Here is a 25,815-nt window from a genome sequence, read left to right on the forward strand (position 1 = left end):
ACTATTTATCCTCGTTGCGCTCGAAAGAGTAGAGTTGTGCAGGCTTATGATAAACGCCAGTTTGCTTCTCGTTTAGAGGAATTAACTCATCTAGCTTTTTAATGCTTTTTCTAAAGTTTCTCTTATCGAGTTTTTTGTCCAAAATCAGTTCATGAAGTTGTTGTAATTGACCTAAGGTGAATTTCTTAGGCAGTAACTCAAAACTAATATGATTATTTTCTGTGTCAGCTCTTAAATGCTCTAAAGCATAATCTAAAATCTCATTGTGGTCAAAAGCCAAGTCTGGAATGTCATTTACATCTACCCAATCTGTATTTTTAGCAAATGAAGAAGCTACAGGGTTGAAGTCTTCCATTCTAACTAGCGAATAGTAACCAATAGTAACAATATGAGCATCAGGGTCTTTTCTTACCTGTCTCAACCATTGAGAATCCTTCTCGCCTTTGGTTCGGTTTGGATTCCCAAAAGCATGAAATTGCTTAAGATATAATCCTTGAATTCCGGTAAGTTCTTTTAAAACGCGATTAGCTGCTTCATCTAGATCCTCTCCAATATAAACATGATCTCCAGGAAGAGCAGACATAGGAATGTGTGTCTCGCTTAATTTATCTTGTTCTATCAATAATACTTTTAACTGGTTGTCATCGAAGCCGAAAACAACACAATCAACTGAAATATTCAAAAAGTTTCTTTCACTCACAGTTATTGGGCGTTGCATTTACACAAAGGTAAAATATATCTTATTATATTCAACCTTTGCCACGAAAGATTATTATATTTGTGCTCTAAATCTGTTAAATGGCAAAATCGGATATTAAAACCATTGGAGTTGTAACTTCGGGTGGAGATGCACCAGGCATGAACGCCGCCTTAAGGGCAGTTGTTAGAGCTTGTTCTTATTACAAGTTAAGATGTAAGGGTATCAGATTAGGTTATGAAGGATTAATTACCAACAACATTGTTGAGTTAGGTCCTCGTAGCGTAAGTAATATCATCAACAGAGGTGGTACGATTTTAAAAACAGCTCGTTGTGCTGAGTTTAGAACCGAAGAAGGCCGAAAAAAAGCCTACGAAAACATTAAAAAGAATGAAATCGATGCCTTAATTGTCATTGGTGGAGATGGTTCTTTTACCGGTGCCCATAATTTTGAAAAAGAATTCGGGATTCCAACTTTGGGAGTTCCTGGTACTATCGATAATGATATTTTCGGAACAGATAATACCATTGGCTATGATACAGCCTTGAATACGGTAATTAATGCCATAGACAAAATTAGAGATACAGCTACTTCCCACAATCGAATGTTCTTTATCGAGGTAATGGGTAGAGATGCTGGTTTTATTGCATTGAATAGTGGTATTGCATCCGGAGCTCAGGATATTTTAATCCCAGAAAAGAAAGACGAAATCGAAGAATTGTTTGAAGCGATTCAAAGAGGTGAAAAAGCAGGTAAGTTATCAAACATTATAGTTGTAGCCGAAGGCGAGGAGCTAGGTGGTGTTTATGATTTAGCTAAATTTACCAAAATGAAATATCCTAAGTACGATATTAGAGTTACCGTATTAGGACATATTCAGCGTGGTGGCGAACCAACTTGTGCAGATAGAGTCTTGGCAAGTAGGTTGGGAGTTGCTGCGGTAGAAGGTTTAATGGAAGGAAGAAGTTCTGTCATGGCAGGAATTAGAAGTAACAATGTTGTATTTACTCCTTTCGATGAAGCCATTGTTAAACAAAACGTAATCAATAATGAATTAATCAGAATTGCAGATATTCTGGCTAGATAAATTTTTATAATACTAAAACTTAAATTATTATGTCAAAAGTAAAAGTTGCTATTAACGGATTCGGTCGAATTGGTCGATTAGCCTTTAGATTAATGGAGGATTCTCCTGAATTCGATATTGTAGCTATCAATGATTTGACGGATGCCAAAACTTTAGGTCATTTGTTGAAATACGATTCAACACAAGGAAAATTCAAAACTGACTCTTTAGAAGTTAAAGAAAATTCACTTGTTGTAGACGGTAGAGAAATCACTATTTATTCTGAAAGAAATCCAGAGGATCTTCCTTGGGGTGACTTAGGAGTAGATGTTGTTTTAGAGTGTACTGGAGTATTCAGTTCTAAAGAAGGCGCAAGCAAGCATATTACTGCTGGAGCAAAGAAAGTTATTATTTCTGCACCAGGTAAAGGTGATATGAAGACAGTTGTATTTAACGTAAACCACGATATCTTAGACGGTTCTGAAACAGTTCTTTCAGGTGCATCTTGTACTACAAACTGTTTAGCACCAGTTGCTAAAGTATTAAACGATAAATTCGGTTTAATCTCAGGTTTAATGACAACTGTACATGGTTATACAAACGACCAAAACACGTTAGACGGTCCACACAAAGACTTAAGAAGAGCAAGAGCAGCAGCAGTTAATATCGTTCCTACAACTACAGGAGCTGCAGCAGCAGTTGGTTTAGTTTTACCTGAATTAAAAGGTAAATTAGACGGTATGGCTTTACGTGTACCAGTTGCTACAGGATCTTTAATTGACTTAACTGTTTTATTAGAGAAAAACGTTACAGTTGATGAGGTTAATAATGCTATTAAAGAAGCTGCTGATGGAGCGTTAAAAGATACTTTAGGATATACTTACGATCCAATCGTTTCTACTGATATCATTGGAATCGAAAATGGTTCTTACTTCGATATGCTTTCTACAACTGTTCAAGACGTAGATGGTAAACAACAAGTAAAAGTTATTTCTTGGTACGATAACGAAATGTCTTATACAGCTCAATTAGTAAGATTAACTAAATATTTTGCTAACTTGATGTCGTAATCAAAAACAAAATAATTTCTTATTTGAATGGCGGTAAATTTAATTTTATCGCCATTTTTTTATACTTCTTAAACTTAAATAAATTTACATTTTGTTTAAAATTTTGATTCTTAGATTTTTCACGAAAATCTTTGTAAGTGTATAATTTACATTTACTATCTTTATTGAAATTTTAGGTAAAAATGACGTTAGTTCAAGAGCATAAACAATTCGCTTTAGGTATAGATATAGGTGGCACCAATACTAAGTATGGTTTGGTAAACCAACGAGGTGAGGTTTTGTTAAAAGGCAAGATTAAAACCAAAGGCTATCCAGATGTGAAAGACTTTATCGAGGTTTTATATCAAACCATTTCACCCGAAGTAGAGAAAATGTCTAAAGAATCTAACTTCGTTGGAATAGGTGTGGGGGCTCCTAACGGAAATTACTATAATGGAACGATAGAAGATGCTACCAACCTAGAATGGAAAGGTGTGATACCTTTTACAGATTATATGTCGGAGAAATTTGGTGTGCCTTGTAGGATTACCAATGATGCTAATGCGGCTGCTTTGGGCGAAATGATGTATGGTGCTGCGCGCGGCATGAAGGATTTCATTATGATTACGCTTGGTACAGGGGTTGGCTCTGGAATCGTTTGTAATGGAAGTTTAGTTTACGGCTCCGATGGTTTTGCTGGTGAATTAGGTCATACGATTGTTAAACCTAATGGAAGAAAACATTGGAATACAGGTTCAGAAGGGAGTCTAGAAGCTTATGCCTCAGCTACAGGGATTACGATTACAGCTAAAAAATTAAGAGCTGAGTTTCCAGATTCAATGCTAAACGAATATCCTGAAGAGGAAATTAATGCTAAAACGGTTCATGATTGTTGTTTAAAAGGTGATCCGATAGCCATTGAAGTATTTAGGTATACAGGTCAGAAACTGGGTGAAGCTTTGGCCAATTTTGTTATGTTTTCTTCGCCTGAAGCTATATTGCTTTTTGGCGGTGTTATTAAGGCTGGTGATTTTATCATGAAACCCACTAAATTGCACATGGAAAGAAACTTATTGCCTATTTTTCGTGGAAAGGTTAAGCTTATTTTTAGTGAATTAGACGAAGCCGACGCTGCTATTTTAGGAGCAAGTGCTATGGTTTGGGTTTAATTATTTTATCTTTAAGCTAAATTTAATTCTAAATGATTGGCATTGTTGATAGTGGTTCTACCAAAGCAGATTTTGTAATTCTAGATGATAATGGTATTGAGTTAAAACGACTTGGTACGGCTGGATTTAATCCTCTATTTATTACATCCGAAGAGGTTGCTAAAGCTTTAAAGGAGAATTCAATTTTAACTTCATTGGCATCAAAAATCAAAGAAATCCACTTTTTCGGAGCAGGCTGTCGTTCTGCTGAATTGAATCAAATTATAAAAGACGGTTTTCAAAAGGTTTTTAATCAAGCTCAACTCAACGTAGATAGTGATTTGTTGGCGGCTTGCTATGCAGTCTATGATAATCAGCCCACTATGGTTGGAATCTTAGGAACTGGTTCTAATTCATGCTATTTTGATGGTCAAAATGTGGTAAAAGAAACACCTTCAATTGGTTTTATTTTAGGAGACGAAGGCGCAGGAAATCATATTGGAAGAAGTTTGTTAAGAGCTTATTATACCAAAAAATTACCTGAATATTTAAGGCTTAAATTCAATGAGCAATACAATTTATCGGTTCAAGAATTATTAGAAAATATTCATCGCAAAGCTTTTCCTAATGCTTATTTAGCAAGTTTTAATGAGTTTGCTTTTGAGTTTAAGGAAGATGCATTCATGAAAGAATTAATTAAAGATTGCTTTCGTGGGTATTTTATTTATCAAGTAGAGCCTTATCACAAATATGATTGCAAGGAAATCAGCTTTATTGGTTCTATTGCCTTTTATTATCAAGACTTAATTCAAGAAGTTGCACAAGAATTTGACTTTAAAGTCAATAAAACCCTACAAAAACCTATTGATGGTTTAGTGGACTATTTTAGTAGATAGTTAGTTATAGCAAAAATTTAATAAAACGATTTAGTGAGTTTTAAATCTAAGATCAATAATTTCAATCAATTATTCTCTTAATAAATCGCAATTTATGAGAATATCGTTGAGAATCTGTATTAAAAATTCCTGTAGAATCTAAAGGGTCAATTCTCACTTTTCCATGTGCATGAATAATCTTTTGATCTTCCAAAATGATTCCGACATGAATAATGTTACCTTCTTCATTATCAAAAAAAGCTAAGTCTCCTTCTTGGGCTTCTGCCACAAAACCTAGTACTTCACCTTTAGTAGCTTGTTGGCTTGCATCACGAGGTAAAGCAATGTTTTTTAATTTATAGACTTGTTGAACCAAGCCAGAACAATCAATTCCAAAATTTGATTTTCCGCCCCATAAGTAAGGCGTATTCAAGTAGAGTTTGGCCAAATCAGCAATAGAAGTTTCGTTTCTAGTAGCGTCTAAACTTTCACCTAAATACTCAAAACTTTTGCCACCGAAATTTATTTTTTGATCTTCATTAGCATAAATATGTGCCGCCAAAGTTAGCGTACATGGATTTTCATCGTCAATCATTAAATTAAATAAATCCGAAGAATATTGTGTCGTACTTAGTTGTTGATACTCTGCTAAAGAAACCTCTTTAATCAACTTCGGGTCTACCCAACCAACATATGAGTCATAATCGGCCATGATTTTAAGCCACTTTTCTTGTACAGCAATAATTTCAACTTTTTCACCAAACAAGAGTTGCGTCACCATTTCCGAACGGTCACTTGCCTCGGCTCTAACGGGCGCCACACTAACTATACAAACTCCGTATTTCATTTTTTTCTGATTAAACTTATACCATCTCTAAGAGGTAATAATATCACATCAACACGACTATCTTGTGCCACGTGTTGGTTGAAATCAAATAATGCTTTGGTCATCTTATCTTTGGGAGCAATTTCTTCTAAAACCTTGCCTTTCCACAGCGTGTTGTCGGCTAAAATTACACCACCTGGATTTAATCTTGGTACTAATAATTCAAAATAATCTATGTACTGCTTTTTGTTCGCATCTAAAAAGACTAAATCAAAGGTTTCTTCAGTTTTCTCTAGATATTGAACCGCGTCTCCAATAAGGCTTTCAATCTGATTATCATATCCAGATTCAGTGAAGTAGGGTTGATAAAAATTCTTTAAATCTGAATTAATATCAATGGTAGTGATTTTACAATCTTTTCTAAGGCCTTCTGCTAAACAAAGCGTAGCATAACCTGTAAAAGTTCCAATTTCTAGGATATGTTCAGGTTTTAAAATCTTAGACATAATGCTAAGAAATCTACCTTGTACATGTCCCGAAATCATATGATGCTGAGAAAACTCTTCAACCGTTTGAGTTCTTAATTTTTTAAGTAAAGCCGGCTCTGGACTAGAATTTAATTCTAAGTACTGATCAAGCCATTCGTTTTGAAAATCTCTTTCTCCCATACATTAACAAATATAATCAAATTATTCTTCTATGTTAAAGTAATCTAATTTTTATAAATGAAGAGCTAATGATGGATTTAAATTTAATATAACACTTTGCCCAATCGCTAAATATTTGATAAAACTAAGTTTTGATTTCTAGTTTGCTTCTAAATTTGTATTTTTAAGCACATTAAAAATTTAATTTTATGATTAGCAAAAAAGTGGACAATGTTCAAGAAGCTTTGGACGGGGTTCAAGATGGTATGACAATCATGTTAGGTGGTTTTGGCTTATGCGGTATTCCAGAGAATTCTATTAGTGAATTAGTTAAAAAGGATGTGAAGCACTTAACTTGTATATCCAATAATGCTGGTGTTGATGATTTTGGATTGGGATTGTTATTGCAAAAGAAACAAATAGATACAATGATTTCTTCTTATGTAGGAGAAAATGCTGAATTCGAACGTCAAATGTTGAGTGGTGAGCTAGAAGTTATTTTAACTCCACAAGGAACTTTAGCAGAAAAATGTCGTGCAGCGCAAGTTGGTATTCCTGCATTCTTTACTCCGGCTGGTTATGGGACTGAGGTAGCTGAAGGAAAGGAAACAAGAGAATTCGATGGGAAAATGTACGTTATGGAAGAAGCTTTTAAAGCAGATTTCTCTATCGTAAAAGCATGGAAAGGTGATGAAGCTGGTAATTTAGTATTTAAAGGAACAGCTAGAAACTTTAATCCTCCTATGTGTGGTGCAGCTAAAATTACAGTAGCAGAGGTAGAGGAGTTAGTTCCAGCAGGTGAGTTAGATCCTAATGAAATTCATATTCCTGGAATTTTTGTTCAAAGAATTTTCCAAGGTGAATCTTTCGAGAAGCGTATCGAGCAAAGAACTGTGAGAGAATCTAAAGCTTAATCATTTAACCTAATAAATTAAAAATATGTCTTTAAATAAAAATCAAATAGCTCAACGAATTGCCAAGGAGGTTAAGGATGGTATGTACGTAAACTTAGGTATTGGTATCCCAACTTTGGTGGCGAACTTCGTGAGAGATGATATATCTGTTGAATTTCAAAGTGAAAACGGTCTTTTGGGTATGGGACCATTCCCTACCGAAGAGAATGTGGATGCAGATATTATTAATGCCGGAAAACAAACCGTAACTACATTGCCAGGTGCTAGTTTTTTCGATTCAGCTTTAAGTTTCGGAATGATTAGAGGTCAGCATGTGCATCTTACAATTCTAGGAGCAATGGAAGTTGCTGAGAATGGAGATATCGCCAACTGGAAAATCCCAGGTAAAATGGTGAAAGGAATGGGAGGTGCCATGGACTTAGTTTCTTCTGCCGAAAATATTATTGTTGCCATGATGCACACCAATCGAGCAGGTGAAAGTAAGTTGCTAAAAGAATGTTCTCTGCCTTTAACAGGTGTTAAATGTGTAAAGAAAATTGTTACCAATTTAGCTGTGATGGAAGTCATGCCAGAAGGCGGATTTAAATTGTTAGAAAGAGCTCCAGGAGTTTCGGTTGAAGAGATTCAAGCTGCGACAGAAGGTAAACTAGTTGTTGAAGGAGAAATTCCAGAGATGACTTTCTAAAAAAGTAAGAATTAGAATATAATATAAATGGCTTTTCTCTTTCGCTGGATAGAGAAAGGTCATTTTTTTTTTGGAATATAGATTGCAGACAAGAAATAAATCCTGCTTCAATGTCTAAAGATCTGTCTAGCAAAATCATAGAATTCAATCAAAACTTAAATTATGATGGTGAGTTACCACAAGGTTTTAGGGTGATGAATCCATTTCTAGATTTGCCTGAAACGATGGAGGTGATGCAAGAATTCTATAAAAAGTTCTACAATGATAATAAAAAGAGAAGGTTCATTATCGGTATCAACCCCAGTAGAAAAGGAGCGGGCATAACGGGTGTACCTTTTACCGATACCAAGAGACTAGAACATGTCTGTGGAATTAAAATGGAAAGTGTTCGAACACATGAGGTTTCTTCAGTTTTTTTATACGATGTAATCCAAGCCTATGGTGGGCCTGAGAAGTTTTATCAGGATTTTTATATCAACTCTCCATTTCCATTAGCCATTACAAAAAAAGCAAAAAATGGTAATTGGTTGAATGCTAATTACTACGACTACAGGGAATTGTTTGATATGACTAAGGACTTTATGATAGAATCTTTAAAACGACATATATCTTTGGGCTTAGACACTTCAGAAGTTTATATTTTGGGGAAAAAGAATGCGAAATTCATTGAAAAATTAAATCGAGAAGAAAAACTTTTTGATAAAATGGTGGTGTTAGATCACCCGCGCTACATTCAACAATACAAGTTTAAAGAAAGAGAGTTATATATAGACGAGTATATTTTGGCGCTACATCAAGAAAATGATGGCTTGGATGTTTACCTTTGATCTTGGGTGTAATTGGATTAGCAACAAAATTCAAACTTCAACGATTAACAAGTTCCTTGACAATATTACCTTTCTAGATCTCAACTTTGCTTTTAGTCAGAAATTGAATTTTGACATAAGTTCAGAGCGTTATTGTTTTGGAAGCTTAGAAGGCAAAAATGATTATTACTTTCTTGATTTAGATGCAAGATATGTTGTTAAGAAAAATAAGTTAACCTTTATGCTTTCTGGGAAAAACCTTTTGAACACGGATACTTTTAGAAGTGTTTCTATTAGTGATATTGGCAGTTCAACAAGTGAAGTCAGACTACTACCAAGATACCTCCTTTTAAAATTGGATTATCGGTTTTAAATAAATTAAAGTATTTATCAATTTTAGTTAAAGTGAAATACTAAGTTTAAAGATGCTATAGTCGCAGATAATATTTCCTTTTTTTCAATACTCTTAATTCAGTAAATTATCTAAAAAAACTAATTTATATTAAAATTATTGCTAATAAGTTAATTAAAATACAATATTGTAATAAATTTAGTTGTAAATTCGTAATAATAAGCAACACAAATAGAGACTGATTTTACTCAATTCTATTTGGCCAATTTATTATGAAACTCACTACAAGGTTTCAATGGTTTCAAAGTGAAGCGATTAGAAATCATAACATAAAGTACTCAACCTTATTCTTTTGTATTTTCAAGAGTTGCATAAAAACTTACGATAAAATTTTAATTCGAAGATATCTTCGGTATTCTTTAATTTCATTCTTACTTATCAGTCTGACTTTTTCTTGTTCAGAAGACACCAAAAATCATCTGACAGAACCAAGTATAGAGCTTTCACCACCTAGAAAAATAAAAGCTAAGCCAGATACCATTATTTTACTTAAAAATCAAATTCCACCTGAATTTTTAGGTACATGGGATGTTAATAAGCTCAAAATTAAGGAGGCTCCAAAAGCGAGTTATTACTCTTATATGGAGAACTTTAATACGGAGCATGGCTTAGCACTAGGTTCTTTGTTGTGTAGTTTTAGAGACAAAGATGGCTTGCTATGGTTTGGTACTTCAGGTAATGGAGTCAACCGTTATGATGGACAAAATTTTATCACTTATAATAGTTCAAATGGCCTTATACATAATTTGGTTCGAGATATTATGCAAGATAGTTTTGGGAATATTTGGTTTTCTACCTATGGTGGGCTTAGTAGGTTTAATGGTAGAGTTTTTATTAATTACACTACCAAAAATGGTCTTATAAATAATGATGTGACAAAAATGATTGAGGTCACTCCGGGTTATTATTGGATAGCCTCTGAAGGTGGAATCAATCATTTTGATGGGAAAAACTTCAAAAGTTTTAAAATAGAGGTTGATAACAAAAATTTAGCAGTTCTTGATTTTATTATCGATTACGATAAAAACTTGATAGTAGCTACACCAATGGGCGTTTATCTTTTAAGAGTAGATGAAGAATTCAATATTGTTGAAACTCTACCATACTTCAAAAAATCTCCCATCATGAAGGAGGTTATTTTGAATATTCATCAAGATAAGGAGGGGAATGTATGGTTGGGTAGCTCTAATGGTGTTTACTTTATTAATCATAAATCCAAAGTATCGGATAATTTAAAAGTAAAACATTATAGCACTAAAAATGGTCTAGTGTCTAATGACATAAATACAATTACTGAAGACTCTAATCATAATATTTGGATTTGTACCGAACAAGGACTTAGTCGTCTAAGCTATCATTCAATCAAGGAAACTGTTCCCCAGTTTTTTAATATTACCACAAACGAGGGTTTGATTCATAACAATGTAAAAAGTATTGTAGAAGATAATTCGGGTAGTTTGTGGATTAGCACCTTGGGCGGAGGAATCAGTAAATATAATGGAGAGTCAGTTCAAAGTTTAACGACCAAACAAGGTTTAAACTCTGATTTAATATTGGCTATTGGAGCTGATAAACTTGAAAGGCTTTGGCTTGGGGATTCCGAAGGAGGTTTGAGTCAGATGGTGGATGGTCATATTTTGGATGTTACTAAAAATATAAAATCAAAATTAGGATACATTGCTGATGTAGCAAGAGATAAGAACAACGATTTATGGTTTGCAACTGATCATGGAATTATTAAATATAATAGGAATAAATTAACTCGATTAACTGAAAATCATGGCATTTTACCCAACTTTATAATAAGTCATTTCGGAGATGAAAATGGAAATCAATGGTTTGGATCCTATGAGGCTGGTTTGAACAGAATTAAAGAAGATTCTTTGTTTTTATACACCACCGAAAGTGGTTTGGTACACAATACAGTGTGGAGTTTGATTCAAGATGCTGAAAATGACATTTGGATGGCTACCAGAGGTGGTTTGTCGAATTATGATGGCGAGTTTTTCACGAATTTCACTCAGAAACAAGGTTTGGTAGAGGACAAGCTTTCTTGTGTATTTGAGGATAGTCGTGGTAATCTGATTATCGGAAGTTGGGGGAGTGGTGTTAGCTTCGTTCGTAAGAAGAACAGAAAGAAATTAAAGGAAATCGATCAGGTAAATTATACTTCTTACTTTGAAAGATTCACTACTAGCGAAGGTCTTTCCAATGATGTTGTTTATGGAATTTTAGAAGATAGCAAGGGAAATATATTTATTGGCTCTAGTTTGGGGATTACGGTTCTGAAAGGAGGAATTTCTCCTTCAGGTCCAGAGATTTCCAGGTTAGGTATCGAAAATTTTAATCAGAAAACAGGATATGCTGTTAAAGATATTTCAAACAACCATGCTATGTATATGGATCAAAATGATGTATTATGGGCTGGAACGGGAGAGAAGCTCATTCGTTTTGATTATAGTAAAGTCATAAGAAATACAAAACCAGCTTCGGTATTTATTCATAACCTTAGAATTAACAATGAAAAAATTAGTTGGCACTTGCTAGACAGCTATCATCAATCCATCACAGCTGATATAGATTCTTTGTCGTCTGTACCCTCTTATAAGTTAGATGAAATCATGGTTTATGGCAAAAAACTGAATCAGTCTCAACGAGATTCCGTGATTAAAAAGTTTAAAAGAATCACTTTTGATAGTGTGCAAAATTTTTATTCATTACCCTATAATTTGAGTCTTCCTTACAATAAGAATAAGCTAAGTTTTGATTTTGTTGGAGTAGAAACCAATCGACCTCAATTGATGCAGTATCAATATAAATTAGAAGGTTATGATAATGCCTGGAGCCCGCTTACAAATCAAACTTCTGTCACATATGGTAATGTGCACGAAGGAAGTTATGTGTTTAATGTGAAGGCTTTGAATCCTGACGGAGTGTGGAGCCCGATTACGTCTTTTAAATTTAATATTCAGCCTCCGTGGTATAGGTCGGTCTTGGCTTATATCATTTATTTTATTTGTTCGATTTTAATTTTGTTTGTAATCGATAAGATTCAGAGAATTCGTTTGGCGGAAAAAGAAGAAAAACGAATGGTGGCGAGAGACCTTCAAAATGCTAAAAAAGTAGAGAAAGCTTATGAAAAATTAAGAAATACACAATCTCAATTAATTCAAGCAGAGAAGATGGCCTCGCTCGGTCAATTGACTGCTGGGATTGCACATGAAATTCAAAATCCTCTGAATTTCGTCACCAATTATTCAGAGGTCAGTATGGAGTTGCTACAAGAAATGGCCGAGGAAATGGTGAAAGGAAATACTGCTGAGGCGAATGAATTAGCGGAACTCGTGAGTCAAAATATGAAAAAGATTAAAGAGCATGGACTTCGTGCCGATAGTATTGTCAAAAATATGTTGCAACATAGTCGATCTAATGCGGGACTAAAAGTATCCACTAATATAAACGCCTTATCAAGTGAGTTTGTGAATTTAGCTTATCACGGATTTCGTTCGCAGAACAAGTCTTTTCATGTGAAAATCATCACCGAACTAGACGAAAGTTTGGAGAAAATTGAAATTGTTCCTCAAGATTTGGGTAGAGTTATCTTAAATATTGCAACCAATGCCATTTATGCCTGTCTAGAAAAATACGAGAAAAAAGAACCACCCAATTACCAGGCTCAAGTAAAACTCAAAACTAAAGATTTAGGTGCTCAACTAGAGATTTCAATCGAGGATAACGGAATTGGAATGTCTAAAAAAATCATTCACAAAATCTTCCAACCCTTCTTTACTACCAAACCTCCAGGTTCGGGAACAGGTCTAGGCCTTAGTATGAGCTATGACATTGTGGTGAAATCTATAGGAGGAAAGCTGGTGGTTGAATCCGTTCCCATGCAAGGGTCTACTTTTAGAATATTAATCCCTAAATAATTATATATGAAAACGCTACTCAATCAAACCCCAAACAAATCTTATTTTCAATTTCAACTCATAGTTTATTTTAAATTATCTCTAGTTGATCTATCAGCGTATTGGAATTGTATAAACTTTAAAAATAAAGGTTATGCATAAGATACTTGTAGTGGATGACGAAATGGACTTCGAAGTTTTGATTAGGCAGAAGTTCAGAAAACAAATTAGAGATAACGATTATGAATTTTTATTTGCAGAGAATGGAAATGTCGCTTTAGAGAGATTGCAAGAAAACTCTGATGTTGACATAATTCTCACAGATATCAACATGCCCGAAATGGATGGTCTTACACTTTTAACCGAGCTTAATCAACATTATCCTTTGGTGAAAACTATTATCGTCTCAGCCTATGGAGATATGGAAAACATAAGGATAGCAATGAATCGAGGTGCGTTTGACTTCATTACGAAGCCTATCAATTTTCAAGATTTAACGATAACTATTCAGAAGACGCTCGACCATGTGGAGCATGTTAAAGAGACTTTAGTGGCTATTAAAGAAAACAACATTCTAAAGATGTATGTCGATGAAAGTGTTTTAAACTTTATGGGAAGCAGGGATTATGAAAATAGTTACATGGACAATGAAATAATACAAGGGACGGTGATATTTATAGATATCTGTTGTTTTACTAAAATCAGTGAAAACCAAAATGCCGATGTGGTGGTTAAAATGGTCAATACCTATTTCGATGTTATGGTAAAGGAAATTATAGCTCAAAAGGGAACTATTGACAAGTTTATTGGAGATGCCGTAATGGCTGTCTTTAAGGGTGACTTTCACTTAGATCGTGCGGTTGAAGCTGCCTTGGCGGTACGAACAAGTCTTAAAAAATTAGTTTCTATTGAGGGGTTTCCTGAATTTACACCCAATGTTTCCATTGGAATCAATAGTGGCGAAATGATATCTGGAAATATTGGATCAGAAACACTAAAGCGATTAGATTTCACTGTTTTAGGTGATACTGTAAATGTAGCAGCTCGAATTCAAGAAGCAGCAGAGGAAAATCAAATTCTAATTTGTGAGCATTGTTTTCAAAAGATTAAACAAGCTTTTAAATGTGAGAAAATTGGCGATATAAGACTGAAAAACAAGGCTATGCCTATTGCGCTTTTTGAGGTGATTGAATAATTAAATACCAAAAGACATGAAAAGTAAATCAAAGAAAATAGAGCGGCATATGGCCAATGAATCCAAGATCAATTTGGTGCATCATTATTGGAATAGCATTAATTATATATTTAGTTTAATTAAAGGTTCTGAAATCAAGGCAGGTTTAATTTTGTCTTTTTATGGATTGTTATTAAATCTTGTTTTTCAAAAAATAAATTTCATTCTTGGAGGAGATAAGATTTCTATTCTTCTCTATGTAATTACAGGTTTGTGGGTTTTAATTACTTGTATATCAATATTTTTTAGTATTCAATGTTTTATACCGAAGTTAGAAGGAAAGTATGATAAGAATATATTTTTCTACAGAGATATTGTGTCTAAATTTGGTGATATTCATGAGTTTTCAAAGACTTTTCACTCGGTGAGTAAAGATGAAAAAGAATTGTTTGAAGAGCTAGGTCAACAGATTTTTATTTTATCTAAAATCGCTTCAAAAAAGTTTAAAAGTGTGAATAATTCTCTAAAATTCTTAGCGATTGGGTTAGTACTCTTATTATTGTTAATAATTGTTTTTCTTTTTTCTAGATAACTTTATTTGTTGTAAATCAGCGCTTTGCATAGATGATGAAACCGATTATAATGATGCTTAAATAATTGGCTAAATCAAATTTGCTATGTGGAGCAATGGAATACTTTAAAATTACCGATGTTGTAAAAAGTATGATACTAACTCTATAAATATTCAAATCCTTCATTCGATAGCTTTTAATTTTATTGATGGCAAAAAACATTAAAACAACAACAATTGCTGTCATTAGAAATGTATTCACCCATCTACCTAAATGAGGCATAAATTCATATCTCTCCATCATATCAATAAAAAACCCTTCTAATAGAATAGAGACGTTTCTAACGGAAAGCCAAAGAAATATCCCAATACCTATCCAGAGAATTCTACTATAAACTCTTTTGTCATTCATAATTTATTTTTAAATCCACTTGTCTTTATCTAAACTTCTATATTGTATAGCCTCTGCTAAATGATGAGACTTTAAAACCTCTAAATGCTCTAAATCTGCAATGGTTCTAGCAACGCGTAATATTCGATCATAAGCTCTTGCGGAAAGGTGGAGTTTGTCCATCGCTTTTTTTATTAAATCTTGTGAAGCTTCATCTAATTGGCAATAAGCATCTAATTCTTTAGGTCCCATTTGAGCATTATAATGTACATGCTCTAACTCATGGTAGCGCTCTGTTTGAATATGTCGAGCAGCTTCGACTCTGGCTCGTATTACTTCGCTTTTTTCTCCATTTCTTTCTGAAGATAATTCCTCGAAAGGCACCGGTGTAACTTCTATATGTAAATCAATCCGGTCGAGGAGTGGTCCGGAAATCTTGTTTAAATATCTTTGCATTTCCATAGCTGTTGAGGTGTTCTGGGGATCATCTGGGAAATATCCGCTTGGGCTAGGATTCATAGAGGCTACTAACATAAAACTCGCAGGATAAGTCACAGTAAACTTAGCTCTTGAAATCGTAACTTCTCTGTCTTCTAAGGGTTGTCGCATTACTTCTAGAACGCTTCTTTGAAACTCTGGAAGTTCATCTAGAAATAAGACGCCATTATGAGCTAATGATATTTCTCCTGGTTGAGGATAACTTCCGCCACCAACCAAGGCAACATCAGAAATAGTATGATGCGGCGAGGCAAAGGGGCGAGATGTCATCAGCGATGAATCCTTGTTTAATTTACCAGCCACTGAGTGAATCTTGGTAGTTTCTAATGCTTCTTGTAAGCTCAAAGGTGGTAAAATCGAGGCAATCCTTTTAGCTAACATGGTTTTACCACTTCCAGGAGGGCCAATTAATAAAATATTATGCCCACCTGCAGCAGCTATTTCCATGGCACGCTTTACATTTTCTTGACCTTTAACATCAGCAAAATCAAAAGGGAAATTAGCTAAGTTATCATAGAATTCCTTTCGCGTATCAACAATGGTTTTCTCTAGCGGAATGGATTTATCAAAGAAGTCTACAACTTGCTTAATATTATCAACCCCATAAACTTTAAGATTATTTACTACAGCAGCTTCTTTAGCATTAGCTTTGGGTAAAATAAAACCTTTAAAACCTTCAGATCGAGCTTGAATGGCAATTGGTAAAACACCTTTTATTGGATTTAAAGTTCCATCCAGCGAAAGTTCACCCATAATGATGTAATCAGAAATATCGTTTGCTCGAATTTGCTCTGAAGCAGCTAGGATTCCCATGGCTATCGTTAAATCATAGGCAGAACCTTCTTTACGCATATCTGCCGGAGCCATATTAATCGTAATTTTTTTCTTTGGAACTTTGTATCCGATGTTGTTAAGAGCGGCATTAATTCGGTGAGCACTTTCTTTTACGGCATTATCGGGTAGGCCCACAAGAAAGTATCCCACACCTTTAGATCCAACATTAACTTCGACCGTAATGGTGGTGGCATTGATCCCAAAAAGAGTACTTCCGTAAGTTTTTACCAACATTTTAGCTAAATTCTCCTATAAAAATAGAAATTTTATCCTTAATAAAGTAGTAAATATTTAAATATAAGCTCTAATTGTGGAGATGTTAGATGGTTTTAGGTTGTTAAACTAAGAATAACGAAAACAGTTTGCGGTATAATCTACATTTAACTAAATTGCATCTCCTAAGCATAAACTTTGTGTGCATCATTATTTTTATAAAGTGTACCTTAGTTTAGATTTACAGAAGGTTATGACAAAGAAGAAAGTAAGTTTTGAATATGAAGAAATAACTTCAATAGAAGCCTGTGACGAAAACATTCAATCATTATACAGCGAAGCCCAAAAGGCAAAAGAAAAAGCTTATGCTCCTTATTCTAATTTTAAGGTTGGCGCAGCTTTATTATTAGAAAATGGTGAGGTTTTCACTGGAAACAACCAAGAAAATGCAGCTTATCCATCTGGTTTATGCGCAGAACGTGTAGCGATTTTTTCTGCCAAGTCAAAGTATCCTGATGTGGCTATTAAATCATTGGTAATTGTTACAAGTGCTAAAAATGTTCAAGCGCCTGTTTCACCATGTGGTAGCTGCCGTCAAGTTCTCTTGGAATATGAATTTGCTCAGAAAAAACCATTCGATATTTATTTACAAACAAAAGGTCAAGGATTGATAAAAGTTGCTTCGGCAAATCATCTTTTACCATTTAGTTTTAATTCTGATATGTTAAACGGATAGGCAAAGATTTGTCCGTTTAAGTCTTATCTCGTAATTTTGCTAATCTATATAATTCCGTAAGGAAATCTTGAGTTCACAATATGAAAGAAATTACCAAAGAAACCTATTTAAAATGGTTTGAAGAAATGTCTTTTTGGAGACGTTTTGAAGATACTTGTAGATCGATGTATTTAAAACAAAAAATACGTGGATTCTTACATCTATATAACGGTCAAGAAGCTTTACCTGCTGGTTTGGCTCATGCAATGGATATGACCCAAGATAATATGATTACGGCTTATCGCTGTCACGTATTGCCAATGGCTATGGGTGTAGACCCTAAGCGTATTATGGCTGAATTCTTCGGAAAAGTTGACGGTACATCTCACGGAATGGGAGGATCTATGCACGTATTCAGTAAAGAGCACCGTTTCTATGGTGGTCACGGAATCGTGGGTGGACAAATTCCATTGGGAGCAGGAATTGCTTTCGCTGATAAATACCACGATAGAAAAGCAGTTACCATTTGTTTAATGGGAGACGGAGCTGTTCGTCAAGGTGCTTTACACGAAACGTTCAACATGGCTATGAACTGGAAATTACCAGTAGTTTTCATTTGTGAGAACAATAACTACGCGATGGGAACTTCTGTTCAACGTACGGCCAACCACGAAGATATTTATAAGTTAGGATTGGGTTACGAAATGCCTTCTGCACCAGTAGACGGAATGAACCCAGTAAAAGTTGCTGAAGCTGCTTACGAAGCAATCGAAAGAGCTAGACGTGGTGACGGACCTACTTTCTTAGATATTAAAACATACCGTTATAGAGGTCACTCTATGTCAGATGCCGAGCCTTATAGAACAAAAGATGAGGTGAATCATTTTAAAGAAGATGATCCAATCGGAATGGTTGAGAGAAAAATCTTAGAAAATGGTTGGGCTACCGAAGAGCAGTTAGATGAGGTAATGGCGAATGTGATTGAGAAAGTCAAAGAATGTGTTGAATTTGCGGAAAACTCTCCTTATCCAGAGGCAGAGCAAATGTATTCAACGGTATACGAACAAGAAGATTATCCTTTTTTAGATAAAATATAAATTAAGAAACAAAATGGCTGAAGTGATTAAAATGCCTCGATTGAGTGATACAATGGAGGATGGAAAGATAGAAGTATGGCACAAGAAAGTAGGCGATAAAGTTGCTTATGGAGATATTTTGGCCGAAATCGAAACCGACAAGGCAGTTCAGGAATTCGAATCTGATGTCGATGGGGTTCTTTTATATATTGGTGTTGAAGAAGGTCAAGCTGTACCCGTAGAAAGCCTAATGGCGATTATTGGTGAAGAAGGCGAAGATATTTCTGCTTTAATCGAGGGCGAAGGTTCATCTGATAAAGAAGAGAAAGTAGAAGAGCCTAAGGAAGAAGTAGCAGCCAACCATGAAGAGGAAAAAGCTGATGATGCATCTGCAAATGAAGAGTCTTCAAGCGAAATTCCAGAAGACGTACATGTAGTTACGATGCCTAGGCTAAGTGATACCATGGAAACTGGTAAAGTGGTTTCTTGGTTTAAGAAAGTTGGAGACAAAGTTAGTTTTGGTGATATTTTAGCCGAAATTGAAACAGATAAAGCCGTTCAAGAATTTGAAATCGATGTCGATGGAACTTTATTGAAAATCGGAATCGAAGAAGGTGACGAGGCTCCTGTTGATAGTCTATTAGCTATCATTGGACCTGAAGGAACTGATGTTTCAAATATTTCTGTAGGTGGAAATAAACCTGCTGAGAAAAAAGAAGCTAAAAAAGAAGAATCAAATAAGGAAGAAGTTAAGGAGACTAAACAAGAATCTTCGACTTCATCAGAAAAAACTAATGATTCAGGTAGATTATTCATTTCTCCATTAGCTAAGAAATTGGCAGAGGATAAAGGATATGATATTAGCCAAATCAAAGGAACTGGAGATCAAGGTCGTATTATCAAGCGCGATGTAGAGAACTTCCAGCCACAAGCTGTGGCTAAAGCTGCTAAGACAGATTCGGCTGCGCCAGTTGCTGCAATGGCTATTCCTGCTGGAGAAGATAAGCGAGTAGAAAACTCTACTATGCGTAAGGTAATCGCTAAACGTTTATCTCAAAGTAAATATACAGCTCCACATTACTATCTAAATATCGAAGTTGATATGGAGAATGTAATGGCAGCAAGAAAACAAATCAACGCTATTCCAGATACTAAAATATCTTTCAATGATATTATTGTTAAAGCAGTAGCTATGGCGCTAAGAAAGCATCCTCAAGTGAATTCAACTTGGAACGATGATGCTATGATTCTACATGGTGATATCAGTATTGGTGTTGCAGTTGCAGTTCCAGATGGTTTAATGGTTCCTGTGGTTAAAAACACAGATCACAAATCATTGACTCAAATTAGTGCTGAGATCAAGGATATGGCAACACGTGCGAGAGATAAGAAGATTAAGGCAGACGAAATGGAAGGAAGTACTTTCACTGTGTCTAACTTAGGAGCATATGGTATTGAGTCGTTTACATCGATTATCAACCAACCTAACTCGTGTATCTTATCTGTAGGTGCTATTGTAGAAAAACCAGTAGTTAAAAATGGACAAATCGTAGTTGGAAACACCATGAAATTATCATTGGCATGTGACCACAGAACGGTAGATGGAGCAACAGGAAGTTTATTCTTACAAACGCTTCAACAGTATTTAGAAACTCCTATGGCGATGTTTCTTTAATTAAAATTTAGAAATAAATAATTTTAAATATATAAAGGTAAAGACACGTTTATCGTGTCTTTCCTTTTTAAAAGAATTTTTATGATTCCATACTTTGATAATATGAGCGACGAAAAATTAATTCGTCAATTCAAGTGGGCATGCATAGCCGAAGGAATCACTTGTATTTTGTTGTACCTGATTGCTATGCCATTAAAATATCAATTTGATAATGTATTGTTGATGCCACCTGTAGGTGCGCTTCATGGTATTGCGTTTATTTGGTATATGGGCATGTTATACTATGTTCGCAAGCCTCTAAAATGGGACGATGAGGATTTAGTGATTGCCGGAATTGCAGGTTTCTTTCCATTCCTAACTTTTTGGGTTGAGAAGAAATTAATAAATACCGATTCCACAAATTCTGTGAAATAGAAAACTGTCTTGGACTTAAATATTTATAATTAAGTCTTTTAGCTTCACAAGTTCTAGAGTAATTTCATTCTTAGACTCTAAGTTTTCCTTAGTGGTATAGACTTTTCCGTCTGAGATGAGTCAACCTAGGATTAAATTTTTCCTAAGCCTTTTATGAACTTTAATTAGAAAGTTTAAAGTTCTAAGCAATTTTCGTTTAAATCATTCAAAGCATTGATGAATGAAACTTTCTCATATTTATTTAAATCATTTTTGGTGATGGTAGTTTCAATGAGTTCGTTTTCTGCAATCAATCTCTGTCGCGTAGTTCCATTTAATAAGTAGGAGGTAGGAGTAAACCAATACTTTCCATCATAAAATGCTAGATTGGAGTAGGAGGAGTCTAGAATGTTATTGTTTTTGGTGAAAATTACTTCATCTGCAGTAGACTTCTCTTTCAACTGATTGATTTTCTGTCGATTTTCAAATTTAAAATTATAATCAAAATCCACTTCAATCAACTCAAAGCTTTGAATCTCTTTGGGAGAGTATTTCTGAAATTCGACCGTATGCTGCTGGTCGTTGTAAACGATTCTGATTTTATAAAATCCTTCGGTAGGAATATTCTGTATTAAGTCGTCTAAAATTAAAATAGGTGAATTGGGGAAGAAAGTTTTAAAGCTTTCATTTACACGTTTTTGATGCCATTCTAAATGATAAACTATAGCATCTTTTAATTTAATAGATTCAATGAATTGGCACATAAATCTTTTGTTTAAGTTCAGCGTATTCATCCTCTAACTTACTCATGGCTGTAATTCCACCGCCACTTTTGTAAAGCATTCCATTTTTTGTGTTTTCAATAAATCGAATTAAGACACAAGAATCTAGATTTTCTCCATCAAAAACGCCTGCAATTCCTGTATAATAATTACGATCATAATTTTCGGCTTCGGAGATAATCTCTAAGGTTTTATTCTTGGGTGCTCCCGAAATTGAACCCGCAGGAAGCAGCTCTTTCATAATGCTCCCAAGATGATTTTGCCAATTTGCAACTAATTCCCCCGAAATCTCTGAACTCATTTGGAGAATATTTCCTTTTTGAGTTTGGAGTTCATCTAAATACATGAACTTATCCACCTTCACCTTTTTGGCAACTTTGCTTAAGTCGTTTCTCAATAAATCAACAATGGTATGATGCTCAGCTTTTTCTTTGATGTTGTTTAATAATTGCTCAGCAGCATTGGGTATGCTCGCATCAATTGTTCCCTTCATAGGAAAAGTAGCGATGCGATTCTGTTGAATTTGAACAAATGTTTCTGGTGAAAAACAAAGCCAATCCTTTTTGAATTTGATTTTATACTTTGCTTGAATCTGTTGGTAAATCTCTTCTAAATCAAGGTTTAAAGAGATTGGCGTAGCAAAAGTTAAATTAATTAAATAGCTATCCCCGCGCTGCAAATGATATTGAACCAAATCAAAGGCAGGTTTATATTCAGCTAATTTAGGATAATCGGCTTCGAGTTGAATTTCTTTGTGGGTAGTTTTGGATGCTGAATTTTTAAATTGAGGAAAATCCAACCAAATATTGTTTTCCTTTAGGTTTTCCAAAGGAAATATTTCAGAATTTTCACCCAAAAAATCTATAAAGAACCCACACGGAATTTTCTGTTTTCCATATGAATTCAGTTGTTCTACCCAATCCGCCATTTATTCGTGAATAACTGGAGTTGCTTGTTGCAATGTTTTAGAAACAGGACATTTTGTAGCAATCAAATCCAATCTTTTAATCTGTTCTTCGGTCAAGTTAGCAGCATTGCCATAAGTCACTTTCTGGAAAATCTCTTTCTGACGATTTTCGTTTTCTTCTGCATAAACTTCAACTTTGATCTCACCAGTTTCCCATTCTTTGCGCTCTGCATACATTCTAACCGTGATGGCTACACAGGCAGCTAATGCTCCGTATAGAGTTTCCATTGGAGTTGGGGCTGTATTCGTTCCGCCTTTATCTTCTGGTTCATCTATATTCCAAGAAAAACCTCTTGTTTGCGCAACTCCGGCGAATCCTCCCTCTGGTAATTCAAAACTAATTCTTTCGTCTGACATATGTTTATAGTTTAAAACTCGAAAATACAAATTTAGACGCAGATGTCTTGTAACTTTTATAACTTAATTATCTAACTAATCCTGTTGAGCAGAATCTTAATTTATCCTTAACTTTGGCGATTAAATGTTGAAGATGATTTTATATAACGTAACAATAAGCATTGATCAGGTAGCAGAAATTCAATTTGTGGAATGGTTGAGAAACAAACATATTCAAGATGTTTTGGATACGGGATGTTTTAAAAGTGCTAGATTAACTCGCTTAACTTCTCATACACAGCCTGATGCTACGAATTATTCTATTCAATATTTAGCTGAGAGCCAACAGGTTTTAAATGAATATTATAAGGTTCACGCACCAAGACTTCGAGAAGAAGGTCAGAAATTATTTGGTGATAAAATGCAAGGTTTCAGAACTGAACTGGAAGTATTAGAAGATTTCTTCCCAAATAGAAGCTAACCTTTAATTTTCTTCTCGTTGAACAATTAAGTACCATTCATCACCCAATTCTAAATATCCCATATCAAATACAAAGTGGTAAATTTTACCTTTTTGTGTGGTGTAGACATGGGTGAAATATTGAAAATTAAAGCCTTTTTTCAGTAAATAGTCTTTTTTAATCTTTTTGGTTTCTTCGTTTTCTGGGAGAATTTCGGCTAGAATACGTCTATTTTTGCGCAATCGATTGCTAATATTACGCATGGTTTTGTTGATGTCCGTGTTTTTTTGGTTGTTATAACTATTACGACAACTAGAATCGCAGAATTTCTTGTCCGCTCTGCCTTTCAGCTTTTCTCCACAATATAGACAACCATTTTCCATCGGCTTAAGTTTTTAAAATAATCTACGTAGCAATCAATGAGTTCAATTACAATGAGTTCTAAGATATAAAATATTTTTTGATTGGAGTGAAGTTTTAAATTAATTGAAAAATATTAAATATGCTTAAATTTTGGTTATCGATTGTTCTAATTTACTTACAATAGTTTATTGTAAATCAAGCGTTAGAAAAGAGTTTAAGTAATATATTGATAAAAAATCCAATAATTTCTCCTAAAAAAGCATTTTTCACTCCTCCAAGTGCTTGTAATTCAAATAAAAGTCATAAATTTGCATCCGCTTTGCGGTGTAGAATAAAGCGACTTAATAATAATTTTAATTTCTCTCAATCCCTGATTGCCGCCTTGATTCGATTATATACGTTGAGATACAAATTTTAGTTTATGTCAGAAGACACTAAAAATCCAGAAGTTGAAGTAGAAGAAACTACTGGAACTACAAAAGCAGCGAAAGCTGAACAAAATCTAGTTAACGCAAACGTTTCTCCAGAAGATTTCGATTGGGAATCTTTCGAAACAGGTCTAGACGAGGATGATCGTAAAGAAAAAGCGGAACTAGAGGAAATGTACGAAAACACTCTTGAGGAACTTAACGAAAACGAAGTTTTCCAAGGTAAAGTGGTTCGTATGACTGACCGTGAAGTTATCGTTGATATCGATTTCAAATCGGAAGGTGTTATTTCATTAAACGAATTCCGTTACAATCCTGACTTAAAAGTTGGTGATCAAGTAGAAGTAATGGTAGATAAGCGTGAGGACAAAAATGGTCAATTACAATTATCTCACCGTAAAGCTAGAACATTAAAAGCTTGGGATCGTGTAAATGAAGTAAATGAAACTGGCGAAATCGTTAACGGTTTAATCAAAGCTAGAACTAAAGGTGGTATGATCGTAGATGTATTCGGAATCGAAGCATTCTTACCAGGTTCTCAAATTGATGTTAAACCTATCCGTGACTACGAGCAGTTTGTAGGTAAAACAATGGAGTTCAAAGTGGTTAAAATTAACCCAGAATTCAAAAACGTTGTTGTTTCTCACAAAGCGCTTATTGAAGCAGATATCGAAGAGCAGAAAAAAGAAATTATTTCTCAATTAGAGAAAGGACAAGTATTAGAAGGTGTTGTTAAAAACATTACTTCTTACGGTGTATTCGTTGACCTAGGTGGTGTAGACGGATTAATCCACATTACTGACCTTTCTTGGAGTAGAATCAACCATCCAGGTGAAGTAGTTGAAGTAGATGATACTATCAACGTAGTAATCTTGGATTTTGATGAAGATAAAACTCGTATCCAATTAGGAGTTAAACAATTAGAAGCTCACCCTTGGGAAGCTCTAGATGAGACAATCAAAGTTGGAGACAAAATCAAAGGAAAAGTTGTTGTATTGGCTGACTATGGTGCATTCGTAGAGGTTGCTCCTGGTGTTGAAGGTCTAATCCACGTTTCTGAAATGTCTTGGTCAACTCACTTACGTTCAGCACAAGACTTTGTGCAAGTTGGTGATGAAGTAGAAGCAGTTGTATTAAGCATCGATAGAGAAGAGAGAAAAATGTCTCTTGGAATGAAACAACTTTCTCCAGATCCATGGACAGATATTACATCTAAATATCCTGTAGGTTCTAAACATTCAGGTACAGTTCGTAACTTCACTAACTTTGGTGTGTTCGTAGAACTAGAAGAAGGTGTTGACGGATTGATTTATATCTCAGATCTTTCATGGTCTAAGAAAATCAAACATCCATCTGAATTCTGTAATGTAGGAGACAAAATGGACGTAGTTGTTCTTGAGTTAGACGTAGCTGCTCGCAGATTAAGTCTTGGTCATAAACAATTAGAAGAAAACCCTTGGGATGCTTACGAAACTAAGTATGCTATCGGTTCAGCTCACACAGGTACTGCAGTAAATGTATTTGATAAAGGAGCTAACATCCAATTCGAAGATCTTGATGTAGAAGCTTTCGCTCCTGCAAGAACATTAGACAAAGAGGATGGTTCTAAAGTTAAACAAGGCGAAGAATTAGAATTCAAAGTTATTGAGTTCAACAAAGAATTCAGACGTGTTGTTGTTTCTCACTCTGCTACATATAGAGACGAGGAAATCAAAGAAGCTAAGAAAGCAATGGAGAATCAACAAGCTCCAGAAAGATCTACTTTAGGTGATCTTGATTCATTAGCTGAATTGAAGAAAAGAATGGAAGAAGGTAACTAAAATTAGCCTTTCCAAATAAATTTAAAGCCTGCAGAAATGCAGGCTTTTTTTATGGAATAAACTCAGTAGTCTAAACTTTGGTAC

General features: G+C 34.7%; 25 protein-coding genes. 16 read left to right on the forward strand and 9 right to left on the reverse strand.

The genetic code is table 11. From position 1 onward, the window contains the following. Position 1 precedes the first annotated feature (1 nt). The gene (locus tag NLM59_RS09170; RefSeq protein WP_304417479.1) at positions 2-718 is read right to left on the reverse strand and encodes an NUDIX hydrolase; all 717 of its coding nucleotides are present in this window, start codon (positions 716-718) and stop codon (positions 2-4) included. Positions 719-798: 80 nt separating this feature from the next. On the opposite strand from NLM59_RS09170, the gene pfkA reads away from it, so the two are divergent. The 4 genes from pfkA to NLM59_RS09190 all read left to right on the forward strand — a co-directional run bounded on the left by pfkA (position 799) and on the right by NLM59_RS09190 (position 4,857). Beyond that, positions 799-1,785: a 6-phosphofructokinase gene (pfkA, locus tag NLM59_RS09175; RefSeq protein ID WP_304417480.1), complete on the forward strand. Its 987-nt coding sequence runs from the start codon at positions 799-801 to the stop codon at positions 1,783-1,785. A gap of 29 nt (positions 1,786-1,814) precedes the next feature. Further along, positions 1,815-2,834 (forward strand): type I glyceraldehyde-3-phosphate dehydrogenase, encoded by a 1,020-nt coding sequence (gene gap / locus NLM59_RS09180; protein ID WP_304417481.1) that lies wholly within the window; start codon positions 1,815-1,817, stop codon positions 2,832-2,834. Between the two features lie 182 nt (positions 2,835-3,016). After that, on the forward strand, positions 3,017-3,982 hold the full coding sequence (locus tag NLM59_RS09185) for an ROK family protein (RefSeq protein WP_304417482.1): 966 nt from the start codon (positions 3,017-3,019) through the stop codon (positions 3,980-3,982). A gap of 32 nt (positions 3,983-4,014) precedes the next feature. Continuing rightward, entirely contained in the window at positions 4,015-4,857 is an 843-nt protein-coding gene (locus tag NLM59_RS09190; protein WP_304417483.1) for an ATPase, read from the forward strand. A 61-nt stretch (positions 4,858-4,918) separates the two neighbouring features. Here NLM59_RS09190 and NLM59_RS09195 read toward each other — a convergent pair whose 3' ends face one another. Together NLM59_RS09195 and NLM59_RS09200 are read right to left on the reverse strand one after the other, a co-directional pair. Beyond that, positions 4,919-5,683 (reverse strand): C40 family peptidase, encoded by a 765-nt coding sequence (locus NLM59_RS09195; protein WP_304417484.1) that lies wholly within the window; start codon positions 5,681-5,683, stop codon positions 4,919-4,921. After that, the gene (locus NLM59_RS09200; protein ID WP_304417485.1) at positions 5,680-6,330 is read right to left on the reverse strand and encodes an O-methyltransferase; all 651 of its coding nucleotides are present in this window, start codon (positions 6,328-6,330) and stop codon (positions 5,680-5,682) included. The genes NLM59_RS09195 and NLM59_RS09200 overlap by 4 nt, the downstream gene beginning before the upstream one ends. A 188-nt stretch (positions 6,331-6,518) precedes the next feature. Here NLM59_RS09200 and NLM59_RS09205 point away from each other — a divergent pair, with 188 nt between their 5' ends. The 6 genes from NLM59_RS09205 to NLM59_RS09230 all read left to right on the forward strand — a co-directional run bounded on the left by NLM59_RS09205 (position 6,519) and on the right by NLM59_RS09230 (position 14,800). Then, entirely contained in the window at positions 6,519-7,223 is a 705-nt protein-coding gene (locus NLM59_RS09205; RefSeq protein WP_304417486.1) for a CoA transferase subunit A, read from the forward strand. A 25-nt stretch (positions 7,224-7,248) separates the two neighbouring features. Then, the gene (locus NLM59_RS09210) at positions 7,249-7,908 is read left to right on the forward strand and encodes a 3-oxoacid CoA-transferase subunit B (RefSeq protein ID WP_304417487.1); all 660 of its coding nucleotides are present in this window, start codon (positions 7,249-7,251) and stop codon (positions 7,906-7,908) included. 110 nt (positions 7,909-8,018) lie between these two features. Then, positions 8,019-8,735 carry an SMUG2 DNA glycosylase family protein gene (locus tag NLM59_RS09215; RefSeq protein WP_304417488.1) on the forward strand — a complete coding sequence of 239 codons (717 nt, stop codon included), beginning with the start codon at positions 8,019-8,021 and terminating at the stop codon, positions 8,733-8,735. Between the two features lie 603 nt (positions 8,736-9,338). Further along, entirely contained in the window at positions 9,339-13,055 is a 3,717-nt protein-coding gene (locus NLM59_RS09220) for a sensor histidine kinase (protein ID WP_304417489.1), read from the forward strand. A gap of 133 nt (positions 13,056-13,188) precedes the next feature. Beyond that, the gene (locus NLM59_RS09225; protein ID WP_304417490.1) at positions 13,189-14,229 is read left to right on the forward strand and encodes an adenylate/guanylate cyclase domain-containing response regulator; all 1,041 of its coding nucleotides are present in this window, start codon (positions 13,189-13,191) and stop codon (positions 14,227-14,229) included. Positions 14,230-14,245: 16 nt separating this feature from the next. Then, complete coding sequence (locus tag NLM59_RS09230) at positions 14,246-14,800, forward strand: Pycsar system effector family protein (RefSeq protein WP_304417491.1); 555 nt, start codon at positions 14,246-14,248, stop codon at positions 14,798-14,800. A gap of 16 nt (positions 14,801-14,816) precedes the next feature. On the opposite strand, the gene NLM59_RS09235 is transcribed toward NLM59_RS09230, so the two are convergent. Both NLM59_RS09235 and NLM59_RS09240 read right to left on the reverse strand, forming a co-directional pair. Then, positions 14,817-15,191, reverse strand: a complete 375-nt coding sequence (locus NLM59_RS09235) for a hypothetical protein (RefSeq protein WP_304417492.1) — start codon at positions 15,189-15,191, stop codon at positions 14,817-14,819. Positions 15,192-15,200: 9 nt separating this feature from the next. Next, positions 15,201-16,736, reverse strand: coding sequence for a YifB family Mg chelatase-like AAA ATPase (locus NLM59_RS09240; RefSeq protein WP_304417493.1), 1,536 nt, complete (start codon positions 16,734-16,736; stop codon positions 15,201-15,203). Positions 16,737-16,938: 202 nt separating this feature from the next. Here NLM59_RS09240 and cdd point away from each other — a divergent pair, with 202 nt between their 5' ends. The 4 genes from cdd to NLM59_RS09260 all read left to right on the forward strand — a co-directional run bounded on the left by cdd (position 16,939) and on the right by NLM59_RS09260 (position 20,595). Beyond that, on the forward strand, positions 16,939-17,451 hold the full coding sequence (gene cdd, locus NLM59_RS09245; protein ID WP_369426790.1) for a cytidine deaminase: 513 nt from the start codon (positions 16,939-16,941) through the stop codon (positions 17,449-17,451). Positions 17,452-17,531: 80 nt separating this feature from the next. Beyond that, the gene (gene pdhA, locus NLM59_RS09250; protein ID WP_304417495.1) at positions 17,532-18,527 is read left to right on the forward strand and encodes a pyruvate dehydrogenase (acetyl-transferring) E1 component subunit alpha; all 996 of its coding nucleotides are present in this window, start codon (positions 17,532-17,534) and stop codon (positions 18,525-18,527) included. A gap of 13 nt (positions 18,528-18,540) precedes the next feature. After that, entirely contained in the window at positions 18,541-20,181 is a 1,641-nt protein-coding gene (locus tag NLM59_RS09255; RefSeq protein WP_304417496.1) for a pyruvate dehydrogenase complex dihydrolipoamide acetyltransferase, read from the forward strand. An 81-nt stretch (positions 20,182-20,262) separates the two neighbouring features. After that, positions 20,263-20,595 (forward strand): DUF3817 domain-containing protein, encoded by a 333-nt coding sequence (locus NLM59_RS09260; RefSeq protein ID WP_304417497.1) that lies wholly within the window; start codon positions 20,263-20,265, stop codon positions 20,593-20,595. Positions 20,596-20,768: 173 nt separating this feature from the next. Here the strand turns inward: NLM59_RS09260 and NLM59_RS09265 are convergent, their stop codons facing one another. The 3 genes from NLM59_RS09265 to NLM59_RS09275 are packed head-to-tail and all read right to left on the reverse strand — an operon-like array spanning position 20,769 to position 22,680. Next, the gene (locus NLM59_RS09265) at positions 20,769-21,338 is read right to left on the reverse strand and encodes an aminotransferase class IV (RefSeq protein WP_304417498.1); all 570 of its coding nucleotides are present in this window, start codon (positions 21,336-21,338) and stop codon (positions 20,769-20,771) included. Next, the gene (locus tag NLM59_RS09270) at positions 21,322-22,284 is read right to left on the reverse strand and encodes an aminodeoxychorismate synthase component I (RefSeq protein ID WP_304417499.1); all 963 of its coding nucleotides are present in this window, start codon (positions 22,282-22,284) and stop codon (positions 21,322-21,324) included. Before NLM59_RS09270 ends, NLM59_RS09265 begins: the two co-directional genes overlap by 17 nt. After that, positions 22,285-22,680, reverse strand: a complete 396-nt coding sequence (locus tag NLM59_RS09275; RefSeq protein WP_304417500.1) for an OsmC family protein — start codon at positions 22,678-22,680, stop codon at positions 22,285-22,287. Positions 22,681-22,813: 133 nt separating this feature from the next. Here NLM59_RS09275 and NLM59_RS09280 point away from each other — a divergent pair, with 133 nt between their 5' ends. Further along, complete coding sequence (locus NLM59_RS09280; RefSeq protein ID WP_304417501.1) at positions 22,814-23,140, forward strand: DUF4286 family protein; 327 nt, start codon at positions 22,814-22,816, stop codon at positions 23,138-23,140. Positions 23,141-23,143: 3 nt separating this feature from the next. Here the strand turns inward: NLM59_RS09280 and NLM59_RS09285 are convergent, their stop codons facing one another. Continuing rightward, positions 23,144-23,503, reverse strand: coding sequence for a hypothetical protein (locus NLM59_RS09285; RefSeq protein WP_304417502.1), 360 nt, complete (start codon positions 23,501-23,503; stop codon positions 23,144-23,146). Between the two features lie 401 nt (positions 23,504-23,904). On the opposite strand from NLM59_RS09285, the gene rpsA reads away from it, so the two are divergent. Continuing rightward, positions 23,905-25,731, forward strand: coding sequence for a 30S ribosomal protein S1 (gene rpsA, locus NLM59_RS09290; protein ID WP_304417503.1), 1,827 nt, complete (start codon positions 23,905-23,907; stop codon positions 25,729-25,731). Positions 25,732-25,815 lie beyond the last annotated feature (84 nt).

The organism is Profundicola chukchiensis (genome assembly GCF_029664245.1).
GTDB lineage: Bacteria > Bacteroidota > Bacteroidia > Flavobacteriales > Weeksellaceae > Profundicola > Profundicola chukchiensis.